Genomic DNA, 18,522 nt, shown 5'->3' with positions numbered 1-18,522 from the left:
CGCAAACTGCCGCCGTACAGGCATCAGAATGTTGGGCTGCCTGTAGGAGCGAGCTGGCTCGCGAAGATCGTCAACGATGACGCGGGAAACCGGGATAAACGCGGTGTCTGTGACTTCTTCGCGAGCCAGCTCGCTCCTGCAGGGGGTGGCTCTGTCAGTCTTCGGCGGGCGGGCTCAACCGAATGCGCCGATTCTCCTGGTACCAGTGCAGCGCAATCAGCAGCAGCGTCGGTACACCCAGCACGCAGGTGATCAGGAAGAAGTTGTGATAGCCGAACTTCTCTACCATCACCCCCGAATAGCCGCCAATCAGGCGTGGCAGCAACAGCATGATCGAGCTGAGCAACGCATATTGGGTGGCGGAGAACTTGAGGTTGGTCAGGCTCGACAGGTAGGCGACAAACGCCGAGGTGGCCAGGCCCGAGCTGAAGTTATCCAGCGAGATGGTGAAGATCAGCATCTGCAGGTCCGGGCCCATGTCGGCGAGCATCACGAACAGCAGGTTGGTACCGGCCGAGGCGACGCCGCCGATAAACAGGATCGGCAGGATACCGAAGCGCACGATCAGCAGGCCGCCCATGCCGGCGCCGAGCAGGGTCATGATCAGGCCGAAGATCTTGCTGACCCCGGCGATCTGGTCCTTGGTAAAGCCCTGGTCGATGTAGAACACGTTGGCCATTACGCCCATCACCGTGTCGGACATGCGGTAGGTGGCGATCAGCCCGAGCAGCAGCAACGCTTGCCAGCGGTAGCGCAGGATAAAGTCGTTGACCGGCGTCAGCACCGGCGCCAGGCCGCGACGGCCCATGGCCGACAGGCACAACGCGGTGAGGGTGATGTACAGGATGGCGCGCAGGAAGGCGCGGTCTTCCATCAGCAATTCCCACAGGCTCACGCCGTGAAACAGCACGCTGGCGAAATCGGTGTTGTACAGCTGGGTGAACATGGCCGGTACCGACACCAGCAGCACGATCAGCACGAACACCGACACCAATTGATGCACGAAACTGTAGCGCCCCGCCTGCAACTGGGTGCGCAATGGCACATTGGGTTCGCGCATGAACAGGGTGGTCAGCAGCGCCGGGATCATCAGCACACCGAACAGGACATAGGTGCCGGTCCACGCCGAGTGCTTATAGTTGAAACCGGTGGAGCCGAAGCCTTCGGCGAAGAACAGCGCACCCGCCGTGGCCAGCAGGGCGGCAATGCGATAACCGGACATATAGCTGGCCGCCAGGGCTGCCTGGCGGCTGTCATCGGCGATTTCCAGGCGATAGGCGTCGACCGCGATATCCTGGGTGGCCGATGCAAAGGCGACCACGACCGCAATGGCAATCAGCCAGGACAGGTGTTTCTGCGGGTCGCAGAACCCCATGCCGATCAATCCGAGGATCACCAGCGACTGGGCCAGTACCAGCCAGGAACGACGACGTCCGAGTTTGCCGAGCAGCGGCAGGCGCCATTGGTCGAGCAGCGGCGACCACACCCATTTGAAGGCATACGCCAAACCGATCAGGCTCGCATAGCCGATGGTCTCGCGGGCCACACCGGCCTCGCGCAACCATACTGAAAGCGTCGAGAACACCAACATGTAAGGCAAGCCGGCGGCAAAGCCGAGCAACAACAGCACTAACGTCGAGGGGCTGGCATAGGCGGCGAGCGCGGCGCGCCAGGTTTTACGGGGCATGGGCTGGAGTCTGCCTCAGATTCACGGAAACAAAGCGCGCACTCTAACCGCTGTGCTCTACCGGGCGCCAGCCATGACGCTGAATATCCACGCGATTGTTCAGGATAGTGACACCTTCGCTGCGCAAACGCGCACGTTGCTCGTCGCCTGAGGCACTGCCCACTGGCAGGCTTATCCGACCGCCGGCACCCAGCACCCGGTGCCAGGGCAGGCGAGTGTCCTGCGGCAACTGGCTGAGCGTGCGTCCGACCCAGCGTGCCGCACGCCCCAACCCGGCGAGGTGGGCCAGTTCACCGTAGCTCACCACACAACCTTCGGGTACTTGCGCCAGTGTCAGGTAAAGCGCGGTGCGGCGCATCTCGGCGGGGCTTTGCGGGGTTTCATTGGGTGGGTTCACTGGGGGTATATCCGTTCGGATCCTGGGTCGTTTTGTAAGAAGCGTCTGATAAGTATGCGGATGAGTATTGAACTCAATATAGATCCCCGAGTCAGTCGTAGCTATCTAATACGATAATCGTCCTTTTTCGCCAATCTTGAGCTCCTTAATCGCTTATGTTGCCCAGAACCCTGCTGTGCCTTGCTGTTCTCAGCGCTTCCGCGCCCTTGCTGGCTGATACCGTCTGGTTGAAGAACGGTGACCGCCTGACTGGCAAGATCAAAGTCTTCGACGGTGGCAAGCTGCTGATCCAGACTGACTACGCGGGCGCGATCCCGGTGGACTGGAAGCAGGTGAAAACCCTGGAGAGTGACCAGGAGTTGCTGGTCAAGCAGGATGCCTATACCGGCGAGAAAGCTAAATCGTTAAAGGCCGCCGATGACGGCAAGGTGGTGCTGGCCAATGGCGAGGCGCCCAAGACCGTCGAACTGGCGAGCATCCAGCAGATCATCAAGCCCAAGCCGGTGATCGAAGACCTGGTATGGAAAGGCAATGTCGACATGGCACTGGACTACAGGCGTGCCGAGAAAGACACCAATGACTACGACATCGACTTCAAGACCATCGCGCGCCATGGTCAATGGCGCCACACGGGGCAGGGCGAATACAACCGCGAGTTCCAGGACGACGTCACCACCACCGACAACTGGGCCCTGGAGTACGACCTCGACCGCTTCCTGACCGAGCACTGGTTCTGGCAGGGGCGTCTGACCTACAAGCGCGACAAGGTTGAAGACCTGTCCCGTCAACGCACCGTGGGCACCGGCCCGGGCTACCAGTTCTGGGATGATGAGCTGGGGGCGTTCTCGCTGGGGTCGCTGGTCAACCGCACCGATTACGAATACTCCGATGGCGGCAAGGACAACTTCTATTCCCTGGCCATGAAGTGGAACTACAACCGCTATCTGGTCGGCAAGACGGTCGAGTTCTTCACCAACGGCGAAGTCGGCAAGCCCATCGGCGGCCCGGCCGAATATTCCCTCGATGCGGAAATGGGCCTGCGCTACAAAGTCACCGAGTGGGCCTCGCTCAACCTCAAGGCTGAACGCGACATTATCAGCGGCGAGTCGGAAAGCAGCTTGAGCAAGACCCGCTACACCGCAGGCTTTGGCGTCGCCTGGTAATCAGCTTGAACCCGCCCGCCGGGGTGCCGCTGGCAACCTGTGCGGATATTGATTACCTTGGGTTGAGATCCATTCCCATAGGCCAGGGCGGCCGAATACCCGAGGAGTCATACGTTGAGCGCGCACGTTGCCAAGAACGCCCGAGAGCTGTTGCTCAAGGAATACCGTGGGGCTCTCTCCACATTGTCCAAGGCCATGCCCGGTTTTCCCTTTGGTTCGGTGGTGCCCTATTGCCTGGACTCAGAAGGCCGGCCGCTGATCCTGATCAGCCGGATTGCCCAGCACACCCATAACCTGCAGAAAGATCCCAAGTGTTCGCTGCTGGTCGGCGAGCGCGAAGCGGATGATGTGCAGGCGGTGGGGCGCCTGACCTGCCTGGCCGAAGCCGAGAAGCTGGAGGAGGGCGCTGCGATTGAAGCGGCGGCCGAACGCTATTACCGCTACTTCCCCGAGTCGGCCAACTACCATAAGGCCCACGATTTCGACTTCTGGGTCCTCAAGCCGGTACGCCATCGTTATATCGGCGGGTTTGGCGCGATTCACTGGGTCGACCAACTGACCTTGGCCAATCCGTTCTTTGGTGCGGCCGAGCGCAGCATGATCGAGCACATGAACAGCGATCACGCCAAGGCTATCGCGCATTACGTCGAACTGGCCGGCCTGCCGAACCACGAGCCTGCGCAACTGGCCGGCATCGACAGCGAGGGCATGCACCTGCGTATCGGCCATGCCCTGCACTGGTTGCCCTTTGCCGAGCCTTGCAACACGCCGACACAAGTGCGCGAGGCCTTGGTTTTATTGGCTCACGCCGAGGTCTGGCCGAAAAAAGCCAGCGCTGAAGCTTGAATTCACGAAATGGCGACGTCATCTAAGGTGGACTGGCAAGGCATTCTTGCGTTGAGGAAACAATTTGATGCGCCCTTTTTTATTGCTCTTTCTGCTGTTCCCGGTGTTGGAGCTGTTCGTATTCGTTCAAGTCAGCGGTGCGATCGGGTTTTTCCCGGCTCTGCTGCTGATCATTCTCGGCTCGATGCTCGGCGTACTGGTACTGCGCGTCGCCGGCCTGGCCACAGCGCTGCGTGCCCGTGAAAGCCTGAATCGTGGTGAATTGCCGGCCCAGACCATGCTCGAAGGGCTGATGATGGCCTTGGCCGGTGGCCTATTGATCCTGCCGGGCTTTATCAGCGATGTGGTCGGCCTGGTCATGTTGCTGCCCTTCACCCGCAAGCTGCTGGCCGGCAAGATGCGCCAGCGCGCCGAAGAGGCTGCGATTCGCCAGCGCGCGTTTGCCGACGACCTGCAACCCCGTGGCGGCCCGGCTCCACGCCAGCCGTTGGGGCGCGAAGGTGATGTGATCGAAGGCGAGTTCGAGCATCGCGACAGCAAATAACCGCTTCACCGACACGGCACCTTCGGGTGCCGTGTTGCTTTTCTGGACTGGCAAACGCAAAAAAATTCATTCCACGCCCCTTGTAATCAGCTGATGCGCCCTTATGTAACGGTCACCGCAAGGTTTCTGGTGGCGACACCAGACAGACTTCCGCGTTTCGCCCAGCGAACCGCGACCGGCACCGCCGGATTTAACCTGCCGGTACTGACACCGGCCGATGAAAAACACAATTAGGAGAGATCGACAATGAGCAAGCTTCGTCCTCTGCACGACCGCGTCGTTATCCGTCGCAGCGAAGAAGAAAAGAAAACCGCTGGCGGTATCGTTCTGCCAGGTTCGGCTGCTGAAAAAGCCAACCACGGTGTGATCGTCGCTGCAGGCCCAGGCAAGACTCTGGAAAACGGTGACGTACGTGCGCTGGCCGTTAAAGTCGGTGACAAAGTCGTATTCGGCCCTTACTCCGGCAGCAACACTGTGAAAGTCGACGGCGAAGACCTTCTGGTTATGGCTGAGAACGAGATTCTCGCCGTTCTGGAAGACTGATTTCCCCGCTCATTTTCCCGTTACTACAAAGTATTTAAGGAATATCGATCATGGCTGCTAAAGAAGTTAAATTCGGCGATTCCGCCCGCAAGAAAATGCTCGTTGGTGTCAACGTCCTGTCTGACGCAGTAAAAGCGACCCTGGGCCCGAAAGGCCGTAACGTGATCATCGAGAAGAGCTTCGGCGCTCCGACCATCACCAAGGACGGCGTTTCCGTCGCTAAAGAAATCGAACTGGAAGACCGTTTCGAAAACATGGGCGCGCAGCTGGTCAAAGACGTTGCCTCCCGTGCCAACGATGACGCAGGCGACGGCACCACTACCGCCACCGTTCTGGCTCAGGCAATCGTCAACGAAGGCTACAAGGCCGTCGCTGCCGGCATGAACCCGATGGACCTCAAGCGCGGCATCGACAAGGCGACCATCGCTATCGTCGCCGAGCTGAAAAAACTGTCCAAGCCTTGCGCTGACACCAAGGCTATCGCTCAGGTAGGCACCATCTCCGCCAACTCCGACAGCTCCATCGGCGACATCATTGCCGAAGCCATGGAAAAAGTCGGTAAAGAAGGCGTGATCACCGTTGAAGAAGGCACTGGCCTGGAAAACGAACTGTCGGTTGTTGAAGGCATGCAGTTCGACCGTGGCTACCTGTCCCCGTACTTCGTCAACAAGCCAGAAACCATGGTTGCCGAGCTGGACAGCCCGCTGATCCTGCTGGTCGACAAGAAAATCTCCAACATCCGCGAAATGCTGCCAGTGCTGGAAGCCGTTGCCAAAGCTGGCCGCCCACTGCTGATCGTTTCCGAAGACGTTGAAGGCGAAGCCCTGGCGACGCTGGTTGTAAACAACATGCGTGGCATCGTCAAAGTTGCAGCCGTCAAGGCTCCAGGCTTCGGCGACCGTCGCAAGGCCATGCTGCAGGACATCGCCGTCCTGACCGGCGGTACCGTTATCTCCGAAGAGATCGGCCTGAGCCTGGAAAGCGCCACTCTGGAAAACCTGGGTAGCGCCAAGCGCGTGACCATCTCCAAGGAAAACACCATCATCGTTGACGGTGCTGGCGTAGACCAGGACATCCAGTCGCGTATCACTCAGATCCGCGCCCAGGTGGCCGAAACTTCCTCCGACTACGACCGTGAAAAACTGCAAGAGCGTCTGGCCAAGCTGTCCGGCGGCGTTGCAGTGATCAAGGTTGGCGCGGGTTCCGAAGTTGAAATGAAAGAGAAGAAAGCCCGCGTTGAAGACGCCCTGCACGCAACTCGCGCAGCCGTTGAAGAAGGCGTGGTACCTGGCGGTGGCGTTGCGCTGATCCGTGCTCTGGAAGCCCTGACTGACCTGACCGGCGACAACGCTGACCAGAACGTCGGTATCGCTGTGCTGCGTCGTGCTGTTGAAGCACCGCTGCGTCAGATCGCTGCGAACTCCGGCGACGAGCCAAGCGTAGTGGTCAACGAAGTCAAGAACGGCAAAGGTAACTACGGTTACAACGCTGCGACTGGCGTCTATGGCGACATGATCGAAATGGGCATCCTGGACCCTACCAAGGTGACTCGTTCCGCGCTGCAAGCGGCATCCTCCATCGGCGGTCTGATCCTGACCACCGAAGCAGCGATCGCTGATCTACCGAAGAAAGAAGGCCAGGCTGGCGGCGGTATGCCAGACATGGGCGGCATGGGTGGCATGGGCGGCATGATGTAAGCCAGCCTTACCCGGCTAATAAAACCCCGCCTGCAGCGATGCAGGCGGGGTTTTTTTATGGCCCTCAGGAAACGCCGGCGGTTGAGTGAATGAGCCGGTCTACGGATTCACTGCCTGAGTATTTGCCGCCTCAACGCGTGATGGCCGATAGAGCAACAGGCAGTACAGCCCCAGGCAGATCAGCCAGCAGAAAATCGCCGTCCATACGTTATGGGAAAAAAAGTGCGCGCCTTGCAGCATGCGGCTCACTGAAAAAACGCTACCCAGCGCAACAGCAAAGATGAACGCCTTGCGCGCCATCCGCGGCCGCCGATCCCGTAGTGCAAAGAACCAGGCGAACAGGGCAAACCCGGTAGCCGCATGACCGCCCGGCCAGCAGCGCCCGGGTTTGTCGGTGGGTGGGCGTGGGCTGAGCAGTTCGCTATAGGTTTCCTGGCCGCCGAATTCCTTGAGGCTCCAGGGGCACTGTACGGCAGTGATGGTTTTCAACGGCGAGACGAAGGCGGTGGCCAGGCCCAGGGACAGCACCAGGCACACCAGCTCGCGGCGGTACGGCTTGAGCCGTTGCAGGATGAACGTGCCGATAAGCCCCAGAATTGCCAGCACTGAAAACAGGATCACCAGCTGTTTAGCGCGGTCATGCAGGATGTCTTCGAGGAAGAAGCTGTAGCGGCCGATGAAGCCGCCGTCCGCCGCGTTGTAGAAGCGCTTGGCGAGGTCCATGTCCAGCGATGTCAGCTCCAGCAACAGCATCAGGAGCGCAGCCACGGCGGGGATGCCCAGGCACAGCCAGAAATTGAGAGGTTTGGAAACCGGCACTGCAGAGGTGGATGGCATGGTGAACCCTGGAAAAAGTCCCGTACTCAGCGGTACGGGACGTTTTGGTTAGCGCGTGCTCAGTGCCGGGGCCTCGTCCTTGGGTGCCCTCCAGCCCAGCAACTGTTGTTTGAAACCGTAGCTCGCGGCCTGGTAGTAGGTAATCGCGCGCTGGATCAGCGGATCATCACTGCCGACCCGCAGTTCCTGGCTCTCACCCAGGGCCTGGTCGTGGCGGCGCAGGCCCTGGCGTGGGCTGAGGATCGCCAGGTCCTTGCCGTCGAATAACCCCAGGTGCTGGTAGTTGCCGACCACTACCCGAGGTGGCAATGGGTTGTCTTGCAACAGGTTACGGCCGAAGAAGGTTGACTCGTAGCTCAGGTTGATCAGGCCCAGCAGGGTTGGCGCGAGGTCGATCTGGCTGGCCAGTTGCGCGTTTTCCCGGGCGTCGATCAGCTTGGGTGCATAGATGAACAGCGGAATCTGGTAGTTGGTGATGGGCAGGTCTTCCTTGCCCGCGCTGCCGGCGGTGTGGTCGGCGACGAACACGAAGATGGTGTTATCGAACCAGGGTTTCTGGCGTGCAGCTTCCAGGAACTGGCCGATGGCGTGGTCGGTGTACTTCACTGCGCCGTCGCGGCCATTGCCGGATTTGATATCGATGCGCCCGTCCGGGTAGGTGTAGGGGCGATGGTTGGAAGTGGTCATCAGTTGCAGCAAGAACGGCTGTTGCTTGGCGTAGTCGGCATCAGCCAGCTTCAAGGTTTGTTTGTAGAGGTCCTCGTCCGCCATGCCCCAGGCGTTTTTGAAGGAGATTTCCGACTCGGGTACGCTGCTCTGGTCGACCACGCGATAACCGTTGCCGCTGAAGAATGCGTTCATGTTGTCGAAGTAGCCACGGCCGCCGTAGACAAACACGCTGTCATAACCGATGGCACTGAGCTGCTGGCCCAGGCTGGCGAAACCGCTTTCACGGCCAATGCGCTTGACGATAGAGCGCCCAGGCGTCGGTGGAATCGCCAGGGTGATCGCCTCCAGGCCTCGGTCGGTGCGGGTACCGGTGGCGTAGAAGTTATTGAAATACAGGCTTTGTTGGCGCAGTGCATCGAGGTTGGGCGTAAGGTTGCGCCCGTCGCCATTGCTGCCCATGTACTTGGCGCTGAAGCTTTCAATGGTCACCAGCACGATATTGGGTTTGCGCAACGTGCCTGGGTTGGTGATGGCGCGGCGGACATCCAGCGGGTCCTGGCCGATAAAACGGGCATTCGGTTCGCTGAGTTCGGCGCGCAATTGCTTGGCCACCACGTCGGTCGACAGGCTTTTATAGAACTGCGAGTAATCCAGCTCGTTGTTACGGAACGCGGCGAAGAACTGATAGGGGCCATTGCTCGCCAGTTCGTTCATGTAGGCATTGCCGCCCTGGGCGCGTGGGCTGTCCTGGCTGATCAGTTGCAGGCTCAGACCGGCGACGACCAGCAACGCCAGGGCATTCAGCAGGCGGCCACGCATCGGCGGCAGTGGTGCGTTCAGCGCGGCATTGAACGGTTTGCGCAAGGCCAGGCTCAGCACGATGGCGAGCATTGCCAGCAAGCTGAGCAACTTGCCGATCGGGTAGGACTCCAGCAGGTTATTCAATACCTCGTTGGAATACACCAGGTAGTCGACGGCGATAAAGTTGAAGCGCACGCCGAATTCATCCCAGAACAGCCATTCGGCCACTGAGGTAAACAGCATTGCAAACACGCTGATGGTGAGCACCGCTTGCAGGAACCAACGGTGACCGCGGCGACGCCACAGCGCCGGTGGGCACAGCAGCAGGTACAAGCCCAAGGGCAGGGCGGCGTAGGTCAGGAAACCCAGGTCGTACAGCAAACCCACGCCGAACACTGGCAGCAGATTGCCGCCGACTTCATCCAGGTGAGTGACGAGCAGCACACTGCGTGTGAGCAGGAAAATAACCAGCCAGGTACCCGTTACCAGCAGCAGATAGCGCATAGGCGCTGTTTTGAGAAACCCCATGTCATCTTCCTTATATCAATGGGTGGCGATCTTCGGCCTGACACTGTAGTCAGTTTGTGAAGCTATAGTGAAAAACTCGTTGGTTTATTTAATCGGTTGAAAACCTTTATCGACGCGCCCCTCAGCTCTATCCCTGCGTCCCACTTGGCCTTAAGCTGCGCGAGCCAACACGGTCGTCACGAAAGTACGGAGACACTGCCCATGCGAATTTTATTGGTTGAAGACAACCGCGATATTCTGGCCAACCTGGCGGATTACCTGGGCCTCAAGGGCTACACCGTGGACTGCGCGCAGGACGGTTTATCGGGCCTGCACCTGGCCGCCACCGAGCATTACGACCTGATCGTGCTCGACATCATGCTGCCTGGCATCGATGGCTACACCCTGTGCAAACGCCTGCGCGAAGACGCGCGGCGTGATACGCCGGTGATCATGCTCACCGCCCGTGACCAGCTGGATGACCGGCTGCAGGGCTTCAAGTCCGGCGCCGATGACTATCTGCTCAAGCCGTTCGCCCTGTCGGAGCTGGCTGCCCGCATTGAAGCCGTGCTGCGCCGTGCCCAGGGTGGTGGGCGGCGGGCCCTGCAGGTGGCCGACTTGCATTACGACCTCGATACCCTGGAAGTCACCCGCGAAGGGCGCCTGCTCAAACTCAACCCGGTGGGCCTGAAGCTGCTGGCGGTATTGATGCAGAAAAGCCCTCACGTGCTGCGTCGGGAAATTCTCGAAGAAGCGCTGTGGGGCGACGATTGCCCGGACAGTGACAGCCTGCGCAGTCACGTCCACCAGTTGCGCCAGGTGATCGATAAACCGTTCGCCAAGCCATTGCTGCAAACCGTGCACGGCGTGGGTTACCGCCTGGCCGAGGGTCGTGATGGAGTTTAAGCAGAGCCTTGCCCAGCGCATCATCATCGCCTTTGCCTTGATGAGCGCATTGGTAGCGGGGGCCTTCGCCATGGGCATCGTCGCGACGGTGCACCTGGTGGAAGAGAAGCTGATATCGGCTGGCCTGGGCGGCGATCTGCAGCGCCTGCTGCTGATGGACAGCGTCGAAGACTGGAGCCACCGACCCGAGCCGGACCAGCTGTTCTATTTCAGCGGCGGGCGCGGGGACTTTGAGCTACCCAAGGACCTGCGGCACCTGGAGCCGGGGTTCCATGAAGTGTTCCGCGAGGCGCTGTCGTATCACGCCATGGTCGAAGTGGTGGATGGCCGGCGCTATGTGCTGCTGCAAGACCAGAGTGACTTCGAGGAACGTGAGCGCGTGTTGTTTGCCGTGGTGCTGGTGGGCTTCGTGCTCAGCCTGGCACTGGCAGTCTTCCTCGGCTGGGTGTTGGCCCGCAAGGTCATGGCCCCGGTGGTGCGACTGGCGCGCCAGGTTCGCCATCGCGACCAGTTGCTCGGCCTGGCGCCGCCCTTGGCGCCGGATTATGCCGCCGATGAAGTGGGCGAGTTGGCAGTGGCCTTTGATGCCACGTTGGGCCGTCTGCGCCAGGCATTGTCCCGTGAGCAGTTGTTCACCAGCGATGTCAGCCACGAGTTGCGCACACCCTTGATGGTACTGGCCAGTTCCTGCGAACTGCTGTTGGAAAACCCGGCCATCGACCAGCGCGGCCGTAACCAGGTGCTGCGCATCGCACGGGCCTGTGAAGAAATGCGCGAGCTGGTCCAGACCTTCCTGATGCTGGCACGCGCCCAGCACAACGATGCCACCATGTCGCCGCGGGTGACCCTCACCCAGGTGGCGGACGATTTGCTGGGCATCTGGCGCGAACCTATCGAGCAAAAGGGGCTGGAGTTGATCTATCAACCGGGCAACCCCCTGGACACCCGCTACAACACCACCTTCCTGCACGCGGTGATGGGCAACCTGTTGCGCAACGCCCTGCATTACACCGAACGGGGCTTTATCCGCCTCACGCTGGAGCCCAGTGGTTTCGTGGTGGAGGATTCCGGTGTCGGCATTCCCGAAGACAAGCGCGAGGCGATGTTCGAACCTTTTGTGCGTGGCAGCGAGAAGCGCGGCGAAGGCCTTGGCCTGGGCTTGTCCCTGGTGCAGCGCATCTGTGAGAACCAGGGCTGGAGCGTCAGCCTGAGCACCATGGAACCCAACGGTTGCCGCTTTCATGTCGAGTTGAGCCAGGTCAAACCTTGACCGCCCATCCTGCCGCTATGCTGCGGCAGATTCCCCGCTGTTCGGCGAAGATGGCCCCGTGCTACTGACTGTATCTGTAAAATCTTGAAATGTATGAGATTGGACAGGACAAGTTTTTCACACTTGGTTGACCTGTTGATCACAGTTAGCTGCCTAAGGTTGTAGGCATCAGTAACTGGAGATCAGCGATGCCTACCCCGATCAAGCTCGAATTTTCTGAAAAATACGACGATCAGCACGCGCAGAATTATTTGCTCAAGCATCAGGACAATTTGGCTCGCCGGTTGTCCCACAAACGTGACGAGCAATTGGCGCGCGGCGCACTGGCCATGGCCGGTGAACCGGGGCTGGTTCTGGACTTGCCTTGCGGGGCTGGGCGCTTCTGGCCGCTGCTGGCCGAAAAACCCAACCGCGTGATTATCGGTGCCGACAATTCGGAGTCGATGTTGAAGGTTGCGATGCACGCGCAACCGGCGGACGTGGTCAAACGGGTACGACCCTTGCAGACATCTGCCTTCGATATCGATTTACCCGATAACTCGGTCGATAGCATCTTCTGTATGCGCTTGATGCATCACATTGGTGATCCTGAGCACAGGCTGGCGATACTGCGCGAATTTCAGCGTGTAACCCGCGACAGCGTGATCATCTCGCTGTGGGTGGATGGCAACTTCAAGGCCTGGAAACGTAAGCGTGCCGAAGTAAAACGTCGTAAGAAAGGTGAGCAGGAAGGTTACCAAAACCGATTTGTGTTACCGGCTGCTACTGTTGAGGCAGAGTTTGAGCAGGCCGGTTTCCGTGTTCAGGAATCCCTGGACTTCATCCCGCTCTACGCCATGTGGCGGGTGTACGTATTGCGCAAGAGGTAACAGGATGGCAGTTGAGTGCGTAGCAGGCAGTCACGTAGCTCCCGAAGAGCGATTTGATTATTTCTGGCGCCAGCAGGGCGAATGGGTCGAAGAGCCCAATCGTCGGCGCGGTGGTGAAAGTGGTGTGCAGCGGGTGGTGGGCCCCAATGGGCGCTTGCTCTACAGCAAACGTCAGACCGGGCATATCTACCGCAGTTGGCTGCATCCTTTTGGACGTCCCACCGTGTTGCGCGAGCGCGATGCCCTCAAGGGCCTGCGCTTGCTGAATGTGCGCGTACCGGAAATGGTGTTCTGCGAGGCACGTCGTGATCCGGAGCACCAATGGAAGGCATTGTTGGTGACCGCTTCGCTGGATGGCTTCGATGAAATCGAAAAGTGGTACGCCGCCGGTGGCCGTGAACAGTACGGCGAAGTAGTCCATGAGCGCCTGCTCAAGGAAGTCGCGACTACCCTGGCGCGTATGCACAAGGGGCGCTGGCAACATGGTTGCCTGTACATCAAGCACATTTTTGCGCGGGTCACCGGCGAAGGCGACGCGGCCACCGTGGAAGTGGCATTGCTGGATTTTGAAAAGTGTCGCCAGCGCCTGACCGCCTATCGGGCGGCGTCCCACGATATGCTGCAATTGCGCCGCCATTCGTCGTGGAGCGATAGCGACTGGGAAAAACTCAGCTACTTTTACGAGACGGCGTTTGGCAGCGCTATCAAGGGTTTAACCAAATGAAGCTAGAAATAGCACGAGGTCTGTTCTTGGTGGGGGCATTGGGCATTGCAGCCTTGGCCCTGGTCGCCTGGGAACAACCTCGCACACAAGTACTCAGCGCGGTGCAAAGCGGCGGGCAATGCCTGTTGCCGCGCGTCGCCAAGGCGAGTGTGGCGGTCAAGCCTGACCACGAGTTACTGCTGTTTATGTTTGGAATGTCTCAAGGGATGAGGCCGCAAAGTTGAAACGATTGAAACCCCCGGAAAGGGCCTTGCGATGCGAGGCCCTTTTTTTTGGGGTGTGCCCCAGGCATGGCGCGTCGCGCGAAGCACAACCAGCTTGGCTGTGGCGGTGCTTTCGACGGCGCTATCGAGTGGTACCCGCGGTTGGCGGCTCTTCACTATCTGCCCGGACTCGAGCTGCATATCCTTGATTGCCTGCGCAATCACCAGACTCAGGTTCACGCCCTTCAAGGCCTTCCGTGTACTCACTGATGGTCAGCGTGGTTGCCTGGGCTGCGCGACGGCCATCGCCACGACGACACTCTCTGGCGGTTTGGGCCTGGAACAGACCGGGATCAGCAGGTAGATAGAAAAGGCCGTGTAATCCGCCCGTGGCAGGGCGATCAGCCGCACCACACCCCCTACGATCAACCTGCGGCGGCATGGCACCTTCCGGTTCCTTGGACGGATTGGGGCCGACGAATCGAAACGTTACTCCGTCTTTCCCAGGGGGGGGCGCTGGCAATGTTGACAGGCCTGGCAGGGGGGCCGGCAGCGCATGGCCGAGTAGCGGCGGCGCTTGAGGAAGGATCTCAAGCCGGCCGTAGCCTCCGAAGGGTGAGGGATACACCGGCAGCGGCAAGATACTGCCGGGTAGCATTCCGGGTTTTGCCAGCAGGGTGTAGATGCAGGGCAGTACAAATAAGGTGAACAGGGTGCCCACGGACATGCCGGTGGCAATCACCAAGCCGATATCGAATCGGCTGACCGCCCCGGCACCGCTGGCCAGGATCAACGGCACGACGCCCAGGACGGTGGCGAGGGTGGTCATCAGAATCGGACGCAGACGCGTCGCGGCGGCTTGTTCGACAGCTTCGCGAATCGTTAACCCCTGCTCTCGGCGCAACTGGTTGGCGAATTCGACGATCAGGATTCCATGTTTGCTGATCAGGCCAATCAGCGTGACCAAGCCTATCTGTGTATAGATGTTCAGGCTCGACCATCCCAGGAACAGGGCGACCAACGCCCCGCAGACCGACAACGGTACGCTGACCAGGATCACCAGTGGGTCGCGAAAGCTCTCAAACTGGGCGGCCAGTACCAGGCCGATGATTGCCAGTGCCAGGCCAAAGCTGCCCCATAACGCGCCACCTTCCTGAACGAACTGACGCGTGGCGTTGCTGTAGTCAAAGGTAAAACCGGGTGGGGCTTCCTCTTGCGCAATGTCGCGCAGGGTGTCGATGGCGTCGCCCATGCTGACAATCGGGAAACCCGCGATCAGTACTGAGTTCATTTGTTGGAACTGATTGAGCTGGCGTGGTCGTGCTTTCTGTTCGGACACCGTGATCAGCGTGGACAGGGGCAGCAACTGTCCTTTGGCGTTTTTGACGTAGTAGTGGTTCAGCCAGTCTGGCGTGTTTCGGAACGCTTGTTCGACCTGGGCAATCACTTTGTAATGACGGCCATCCATGCTGAATCGGTTGATTTCTGTCTCCGCCAGCAGTGTCGACAAGGTCAGCCCCAGGTCTTGCATCGAAACACCCATCTGTGACGCCTTGTTTCGGTCAATGTCGATCACGACTTCTGGCCGGTCGAAGGCCAGGTCGATGTCGACGTAAGCGAATTTTCCTGAGTCGATGGCGCGTTGTTTGACCCGTTCCGCTACATCGAGCAGTGACTGATGATCGCCGGGCGTACTGATCACGAAACCGAAGGGCAGGCCTTCACCGGTGCCCGGTAGGGCGGGTAGGTTGAAGGCAAGTACCTGAAGGCCGGGAATGCTGTCCAGTTTCTCGCGCAACTGTTCCAGTATCTGCATCGAAGTACGCTCACGTTCCCCCCAGGGTTTGAGCAGGAAGCCGCCGATGCCCGATTGCGCGCCGTTCAGGCCGTTGATCTGGAACGACCCCTGATACTCGGCGAGTGTCTCGAACAGCGACGTGAAGTCCTTGGTGTGGGCGTTCAAATAGGCGAGGTTGGAGGCTTGCGGCGCTTGGGTGAGCATAAAGACAACGCCTTTGTCCTCATCCGGCGCCAGCTGTGAAGGCGTGAACATGAGCATCGCCGGGATCAGGAGCATAACGATCAGAGCGAACACCAGTACAACCGGGCGTGCATTCAGCACCTCTTGCAGGAGGCGTAGATAACGCTGTTTCAGGCGTTCGAAAATGCGATCCAGCGTCAGTGCGAACCCTTGGGAAGGCTTCCCCTTGCGTAGCAACAGTGCGCACATCATCGGTGACAGGGTCAGTGCCACGATGCCGGATATCACCACGGCCCCGGCCAGGGTCAAGGCAAACTCCTTGAACAGCGAGCCCGTCAGCCCCTGCAAAAAACCGATGGGGGCATAGACCGCCGCGAGCGTAATCGTCATGGCGATGACCGGGGCGCATACTTCCCGAGCCCCTATGATCGCGGCCTTGAAGGGGGACCAGCCATTTTCAATGTGCCGATGAATGTTTTCCATCACCACAATGGCGTCATCCACCACCAGCCCGATGGCCAAGACCATGGCCAACAGTGTCAGGCCGTTGATGGAGTAGCCCATCAGTTGCATGAAAAACATCACCCCGATCAAGGATAAGGGGATGGTGACGATGGGAATAATCACCGAGCGCAGTGTGCCCAGGAACAGGAACACCACGATCACCACGATCAGTACGGCCTCCAGCAGCGTGGTCACGACTTCGTCGAGGGAGGCTTGGATAAACTGCGTGGAGTCAAAGGCAATATCGGCCGCCAGATCGGGCGGCAGCTGTGATTGCAGCGCGAGAATGAACTCACGCACCTGCTCGCCGAGCTCAAGAGGGTTGGCGTCCGGTGCAGGCTTGATGCTGATATAGGTGGCAGGCATGCCATTGAATGAACTGAAACTGTTGTAGTTTTCCGCCCCGATCTCCACCCGTGCCACGTCACCGAGGCGAACCTGGCTGTCATTCGTACTTTTCAAGGTGATCGCCTCGAAATCCTCGGCCGTGCGCAGCAGCGTATTGGCATGGACGCCGGTGACGACATAGGCACCCGTGACCTCACCGGCTGTCGACTGCACGTTGTAGCTATTGACGGCCTGGCTCACATCGCTGGCGCTCAAGCCGAAGCCGGCGAGCCTGATGGGGTCCAGCCACAGGCGCATGGCGCGGGTTTGATTGCCGATGATTTCTGCGTCTGCCATGCCGGGCAGCGTCGACAGTCGGGGTTGTACCACCCGTTGCAGGTAGTCGGCGACTTGGGCGCTACTCATCGTATTGCTGGAGAAGCTCAGGTACATCAAGGCGGTCGTATCCGTCGCGACTTTGCTCAGTACCGGGTCTTGCGCCTCGCGGGGCAGTTGGTTGCGCACTTCGTTGATCTTGGCCAGCAACTCGGTAAACAAGCGATCGCTGTCGGCGCCGGTACGGCTGTGCAGAGTAATCACCGAGACATTCTGGCGGCTCGTGGACTTCATGTAGTCGATGCCTTCAGCGCCTGCCAGGCTTTTCTGAAGTGGCTGCGTGACAAGGCTCTGAATAGTTTCGGCGTTGGCTCCCGGGTACAGGGTCGTCACGGTGATCTGGGCATTTTCCATTTGCGGGTATTGGCGCAGGGGTAATTGGTGGTAGGCCTGCAGCCCCAGCAACAGGATCAACAGGCTGACCACCATGGCGAGTACCGGGCGGCGAATAAACAGATCGGTAAATCTCATGGTGCGGCACCGTTGTCGCCAGAGAAGAGCGGCGCGTGCGGCGACAGGTTCCTGTCGGCGCTGACGATGACGGGGGCGCCATGTTTGAGCTTGAGTTGGCCCGCCGTGACCACCTGTTCACCGGGCGCCAGCCCCCTGGTGATGATCACCTGGCCATTGCGCCGCTCGCCGGTCTCTACCGGGCGTTGTTCGGCGGTCAGTACCGTACCGGCGGTTTCAGGGGCAGCCTCGTGTGGCGATACAACATAGACATACTGGCCAGCAGGGCTATAGCTGATTGACTCCTCAGGAACGACGACCTGCGGCGTTGGCTGTGCCAGTTGCACCTGCAAACTGGCGAACATGCCCGGCAGTAAACGGTTGTGCGGGTTGGGCAGGGTCGCCCGGACCCTGACATTCCGGGTACTGTCATCGACGATGGGGTTGATGGCGCTGACCAGGCCAAGGGTGTGCTGCCCGGGGCGCGCAGACACTTCAACCTGTACTGATTGGCCGACTTCAATGAACTGGACCGCTTGCTCGGGTACGTGGAAGTCGACGTAAAGGCTGCTGGTGTCTTGCAGGCTTGCGATCACTGCCGTGCTTTGCAGGTAGTCGCCGATATTGACCTGGCGAATGCCGATGGTGCCACTGAAAGGGGCGGTGATATGTTTCTTTTCCAGCGCTGCGGTGTACTGCTTGACCAGCGCATTGTGTCGATTGAACTCGGAGGAGAGCCGATCAAACTCACCTTTTGAGATCGCCTGACTGTCCACCAGCATCTGGCCGCGCTCGAAATTCTGTCGGGCCAGGCTACGGTTTGCCAGGGCGATATCCCGCTGGGCCGTCTCCATCTGGTTTTCCAATTGCAACAAGGATTGCCCGGCTGTAACGGCTTGTCCGGACTCGAAATGCACCTGCGTGACGACACCAGGCACTTCGATACTCAGATCGATTCCCTTAAGCGCTTTGAGACTGCCAGCCGCCGGCAGTTGGCGCTGCCAGAGCTGCGTGACGACCGGCGCCACCGATACGCTGGCGGGCGGCTTGGGGGCATTCAGACGTGCCAGTTGTTGGTTGATCCAGAACGCTTTGTAGCCCGCTAGCATCGATACCACGACGAGAACGACACCAAGCATCGCGAGCATGCGGCGGCCAGGCATAGATGGCTCCTTGGGTAACAATGACGAAGGCGTCGATT

The 18,522-nt window shown here is 59.6% G+C and carries 15 protein-coding genes and 1 pseudogene; 10 read left to right on the top strand and 6 right to left on the bottom strand.

What is annotated here, in order from left to right:
- Positions 1-154 precede the first annotated feature (154 nt).
- Both QU606_RS29400 and QU606_RS29395 read right to left on the bottom strand, forming a co-directional pair.
- On the bottom strand, positions 155-1,687 hold the full coding sequence (locus QU606_RS29400) for an AmpG family muropeptide MFS transporter (protein ID WP_024077219.1): 1,533 nt from the start codon (positions 1,685-1,687) through the stop codon (positions 155-157).
- A gap of 43 nt (positions 1,688-1,730) precedes the next feature.
- Positions 1,731-2,045, bottom strand: a complete 315-nt coding sequence (locus QU606_RS29395) for an MGMT family protein (RefSeq protein WP_206379640.1) — start codon at positions 2,043-2,045, stop codon at positions 1,731-1,733.
- A 194-nt stretch (positions 2,046-2,239) separates the two neighbouring features.
- Here QU606_RS29395 and QU606_RS29390 point away from each other — a divergent pair, with 194 nt between their 5' ends.
- From QU606_RS29390 to groL, 5 genes are all read left to right on the top strand, one after another.
- Positions 2,240-3,247: a DUF481 domain-containing protein gene (locus tag QU606_RS29390; protein ID WP_304997894.1), complete on the top strand. Its 1,008-nt coding sequence runs from the start codon at positions 2,240-2,242 to the stop codon at positions 3,245-3,247.
- Between the two features lie 114 nt (positions 3,248-3,361).
- Positions 3,362-4,093: a HugZ family protein gene (locus QU606_RS29385; protein ID WP_024077216.1), complete on the top strand. Its 732-nt coding sequence runs from the start codon at positions 3,362-3,364 to the stop codon at positions 4,091-4,093.
- A 67-nt stretch (positions 4,094-4,160) separates the two neighbouring features.
- On the top strand, positions 4,161-4,637 hold the full coding sequence (locus QU606_RS29380) for an FxsA family protein (protein WP_024077215.1): 477 nt from the start codon (positions 4,161-4,163) through the stop codon (positions 4,635-4,637).
- A 246-nt stretch (positions 4,638-4,883) separates the two neighbouring features.
- A complete protein-coding gene (groES, locus tag QU606_RS29375) occupies positions 4,884-5,180 on the top strand; it encodes a co-chaperone GroES (protein ID WP_003175874.1) in 297 nt (98 codons plus the stop codon).
- 50 nt (positions 5,181-5,230) lie between these two features.
- Positions 5,231-6,877, top strand: coding sequence for a chaperonin GroEL (gene groL / locus QU606_RS29370; RefSeq protein WP_024077214.1), 1,647 nt, complete (start codon positions 5,231-5,233; stop codon positions 6,875-6,877).
- Between the two features lie 99 nt (positions 6,878-6,976).
- On the opposite strand, the gene QU606_RS29365 is transcribed toward groL, so the two are convergent.
- Together QU606_RS29365 and QU606_RS29360 are read right to left on the bottom strand one after the other, a co-directional pair.
- The gene (locus tag QU606_RS29365; protein WP_024077213.1) at positions 6,977-7,714 is read right to left on the bottom strand and encodes a phosphatase PAP2 family protein; all 738 of its coding nucleotides are present in this window, start codon (positions 7,712-7,714) and stop codon (positions 6,977-6,979) included.
- A gap of 48 nt (positions 7,715-7,762) precedes the next feature.
- The gene (locus tag QU606_RS29360) at positions 7,763-9,712 is read right to left on the bottom strand and encodes an LTA synthase family protein (protein ID WP_304997893.1); all 1,950 of its coding nucleotides are present in this window, start codon (positions 9,710-9,712) and stop codon (positions 7,763-7,765) included.
- Between the two features lie 201 nt (positions 9,713-9,913).
- Between QU606_RS29360 and colR the strand changes: the two genes are divergently transcribed.
- From colR to QU606_RS29335, 5 genes are all read left to right on the top strand, one after another.
- Positions 9,914-10,597 carry a two-component system response regulator ColR gene (colR, locus tag QU606_RS29355; protein WP_016975511.1) on the top strand — a complete coding sequence of 228 codons (684 nt, stop codon included), beginning with the start codon at positions 9,914-9,916 and terminating at the stop codon, positions 10,595-10,597.
- The gene (locus QU606_RS29350) at positions 10,587-11,867 is read left to right on the top strand and encodes a HAMP domain-containing sensor histidine kinase (RefSeq protein WP_024077211.1); all 1,281 of its coding nucleotides are present in this window, start codon (positions 10,587-10,589) and stop codon (positions 11,865-11,867) included. The genes colR and QU606_RS29350 overlap by 11 nt, the downstream gene beginning before the upstream one ends.
- A 188-nt stretch (positions 11,868-12,055) precedes the next feature.
- Positions 12,056-12,736, top strand: a complete 681-nt coding sequence (locus QU606_RS29345) for a class I SAM-dependent methyltransferase (protein WP_024077210.1) — start codon at positions 12,056-12,058, stop codon at positions 12,734-12,736.
- Between the two features lie 4 nt (positions 12,737-12,740).
- Entirely contained in the window at positions 12,741-13,460 is a 720-nt protein-coding gene (locus QU606_RS29340; RefSeq protein ID WP_304997892.1) for a lipopolysaccharide kinase InaA family protein, read from the top strand.
- Entirely contained in the window at positions 13,457-13,684 is a 228-nt protein-coding gene (locus QU606_RS29335) for a hypothetical protein (RefSeq protein WP_024077208.1), read from the top strand. The genes QU606_RS29340 and QU606_RS29335 overlap by 4 nt, the downstream gene beginning before the upstream one ends.
- A 640-nt stretch (positions 13,685-14,324) precedes the next feature.
- On the opposite strand, the pseudogene QU606_RS29330 reads toward QU606_RS29335, so the two are convergent.
- Together QU606_RS29330 and QU606_RS29325 are read right to left on the bottom strand one after the other, a co-directional pair.
- Positions 14,325-17,342: pseudogene (locus QU606_RS29330) on the bottom strand (multidrug efflux RND transporter permease subunit); the annotation flags it as partial.
- Entirely contained in the window at positions 17,339-18,484 is a 1,146-nt protein-coding gene (locus QU606_RS29325; protein WP_304997891.1) for an efflux RND transporter periplasmic adaptor subunit, read from the bottom strand. The pseudogene QU606_RS29330 and the gene QU606_RS29325, both read right to left, overlap by 4 nt.
- Between the last annotated feature and the right edge of the window lie 38 nt (positions 18,485-18,522).

Origin of the sequence: Pseudomonas sp. OVF7, assembly GCF_030644265.1 — a bacterium.
GTDB classification, from domain to species: Bacteria; Pseudomonadota; Gammaproteobacteria; order Pseudomonadales; family Pseudomonadaceae; genus Aquipseudomonas; species Aquipseudomonas gorinensis.
The sequence above is the reverse complement of the archived record's forward strand: the minus strand, read 5'-3'. Positions and strand labels throughout refer to the sequence as shown.

What these genes read in the sequence shown, in the direction of transcription:
- QU606_RS29335 (WP_024077208.1), top strand. Translation starts at nt 13,457, where the DNA reads ATGAAGCTAGAAATAGCACGAGGTCTGTTCTTGGTGGGGGCATTGGGC.
- QU606_RS29325 (WP_304997891.1), bottom strand. Translation starts at nt 18,484, where the DNA reads ATGCCTGGCCGCCGCATGCTCGCGATGCTTGGTGTCGTTCTCGTCGTG.
- colR (WP_016975511.1), top strand. Translation starts at nt 9,914, where the DNA reads ATGCGAATTTTATTGGTTGAAGACAACCGCGATATTCTGGCCAACCTG.
- groL (WP_024077214.1), top strand. Translation starts at nt 5,231, where the DNA reads ATGGCTGCTAAAGAAGTTAAATTCGGCGATTCCGCCCGCAAGAAAATG.
- QU606_RS29400 (WP_024077219.1), bottom strand. Translation starts at nt 1,687, where the DNA reads ATGCCCCGTAAAACCTGGCGCGCCGCGCTCGCCGCCTATGCCAGCCCC.
- QU606_RS29340 (WP_304997892.1), top strand. Translation starts at nt 12,741, where the DNA reads ATGGCAGTTGAGTGCGTAGCAGGCAGTCACGTAGCTCCCGAAGAGCGA.
- QU606_RS29360 (WP_304997893.1), bottom strand. Translation starts at nt 9,712, where the DNA reads ATGGGGTTTCTCAAAACAGCGCCTATGCGCTATCTGCTGCTGGTAACG.
- QU606_RS29350 (WP_024077211.1), top strand. Translation starts at nt 10,587, where the DNA reads ATGGAGTTTAAGCAGAGCCTTGCCCAGCGCATCATCATCGCCTTTGCC.
- QU606_RS29395 (WP_206379640.1), bottom strand. Translation starts at nt 2,045, where the DNA reads ATGCGCCGCACCGCGCTTTACCTGACACTGGCGCAAGTACCCGAAGGT.
- groES (WP_003175874.1), top strand. Translation starts at nt 4,884, where the DNA reads ATGAGCAAGCTTCGTCCTCTGCACGACCGCGTCGTTATCCGTCGCAGC.
- QU606_RS29365 (WP_024077213.1), bottom strand. Translation starts at nt 7,714, where the DNA reads ATGCCATCCACCTCTGCAGTGCCGGTTTCCAAACCTCTCAATTTCTGG.
- QU606_RS29380 (WP_024077215.1), top strand. Translation starts at nt 4,161, where the DNA reads ATGCGCCCTTTTTTATTGCTCTTTCTGCTGTTCCCGGTGTTGGAGCTG.
- QU606_RS29345 (WP_024077210.1), top strand. Translation starts at nt 12,056, where the DNA reads ATGCCTACCCCGATCAAGCTCGAATTTTCTGAAAAATACGACGATCAG.
- QU606_RS29390 (WP_304997894.1), top strand. Translation starts at nt 2,240, where the DNA reads ATGTTGCCCAGAACCCTGCTGTGCCTTGCTGTTCTCAGCGCTTCCGCG.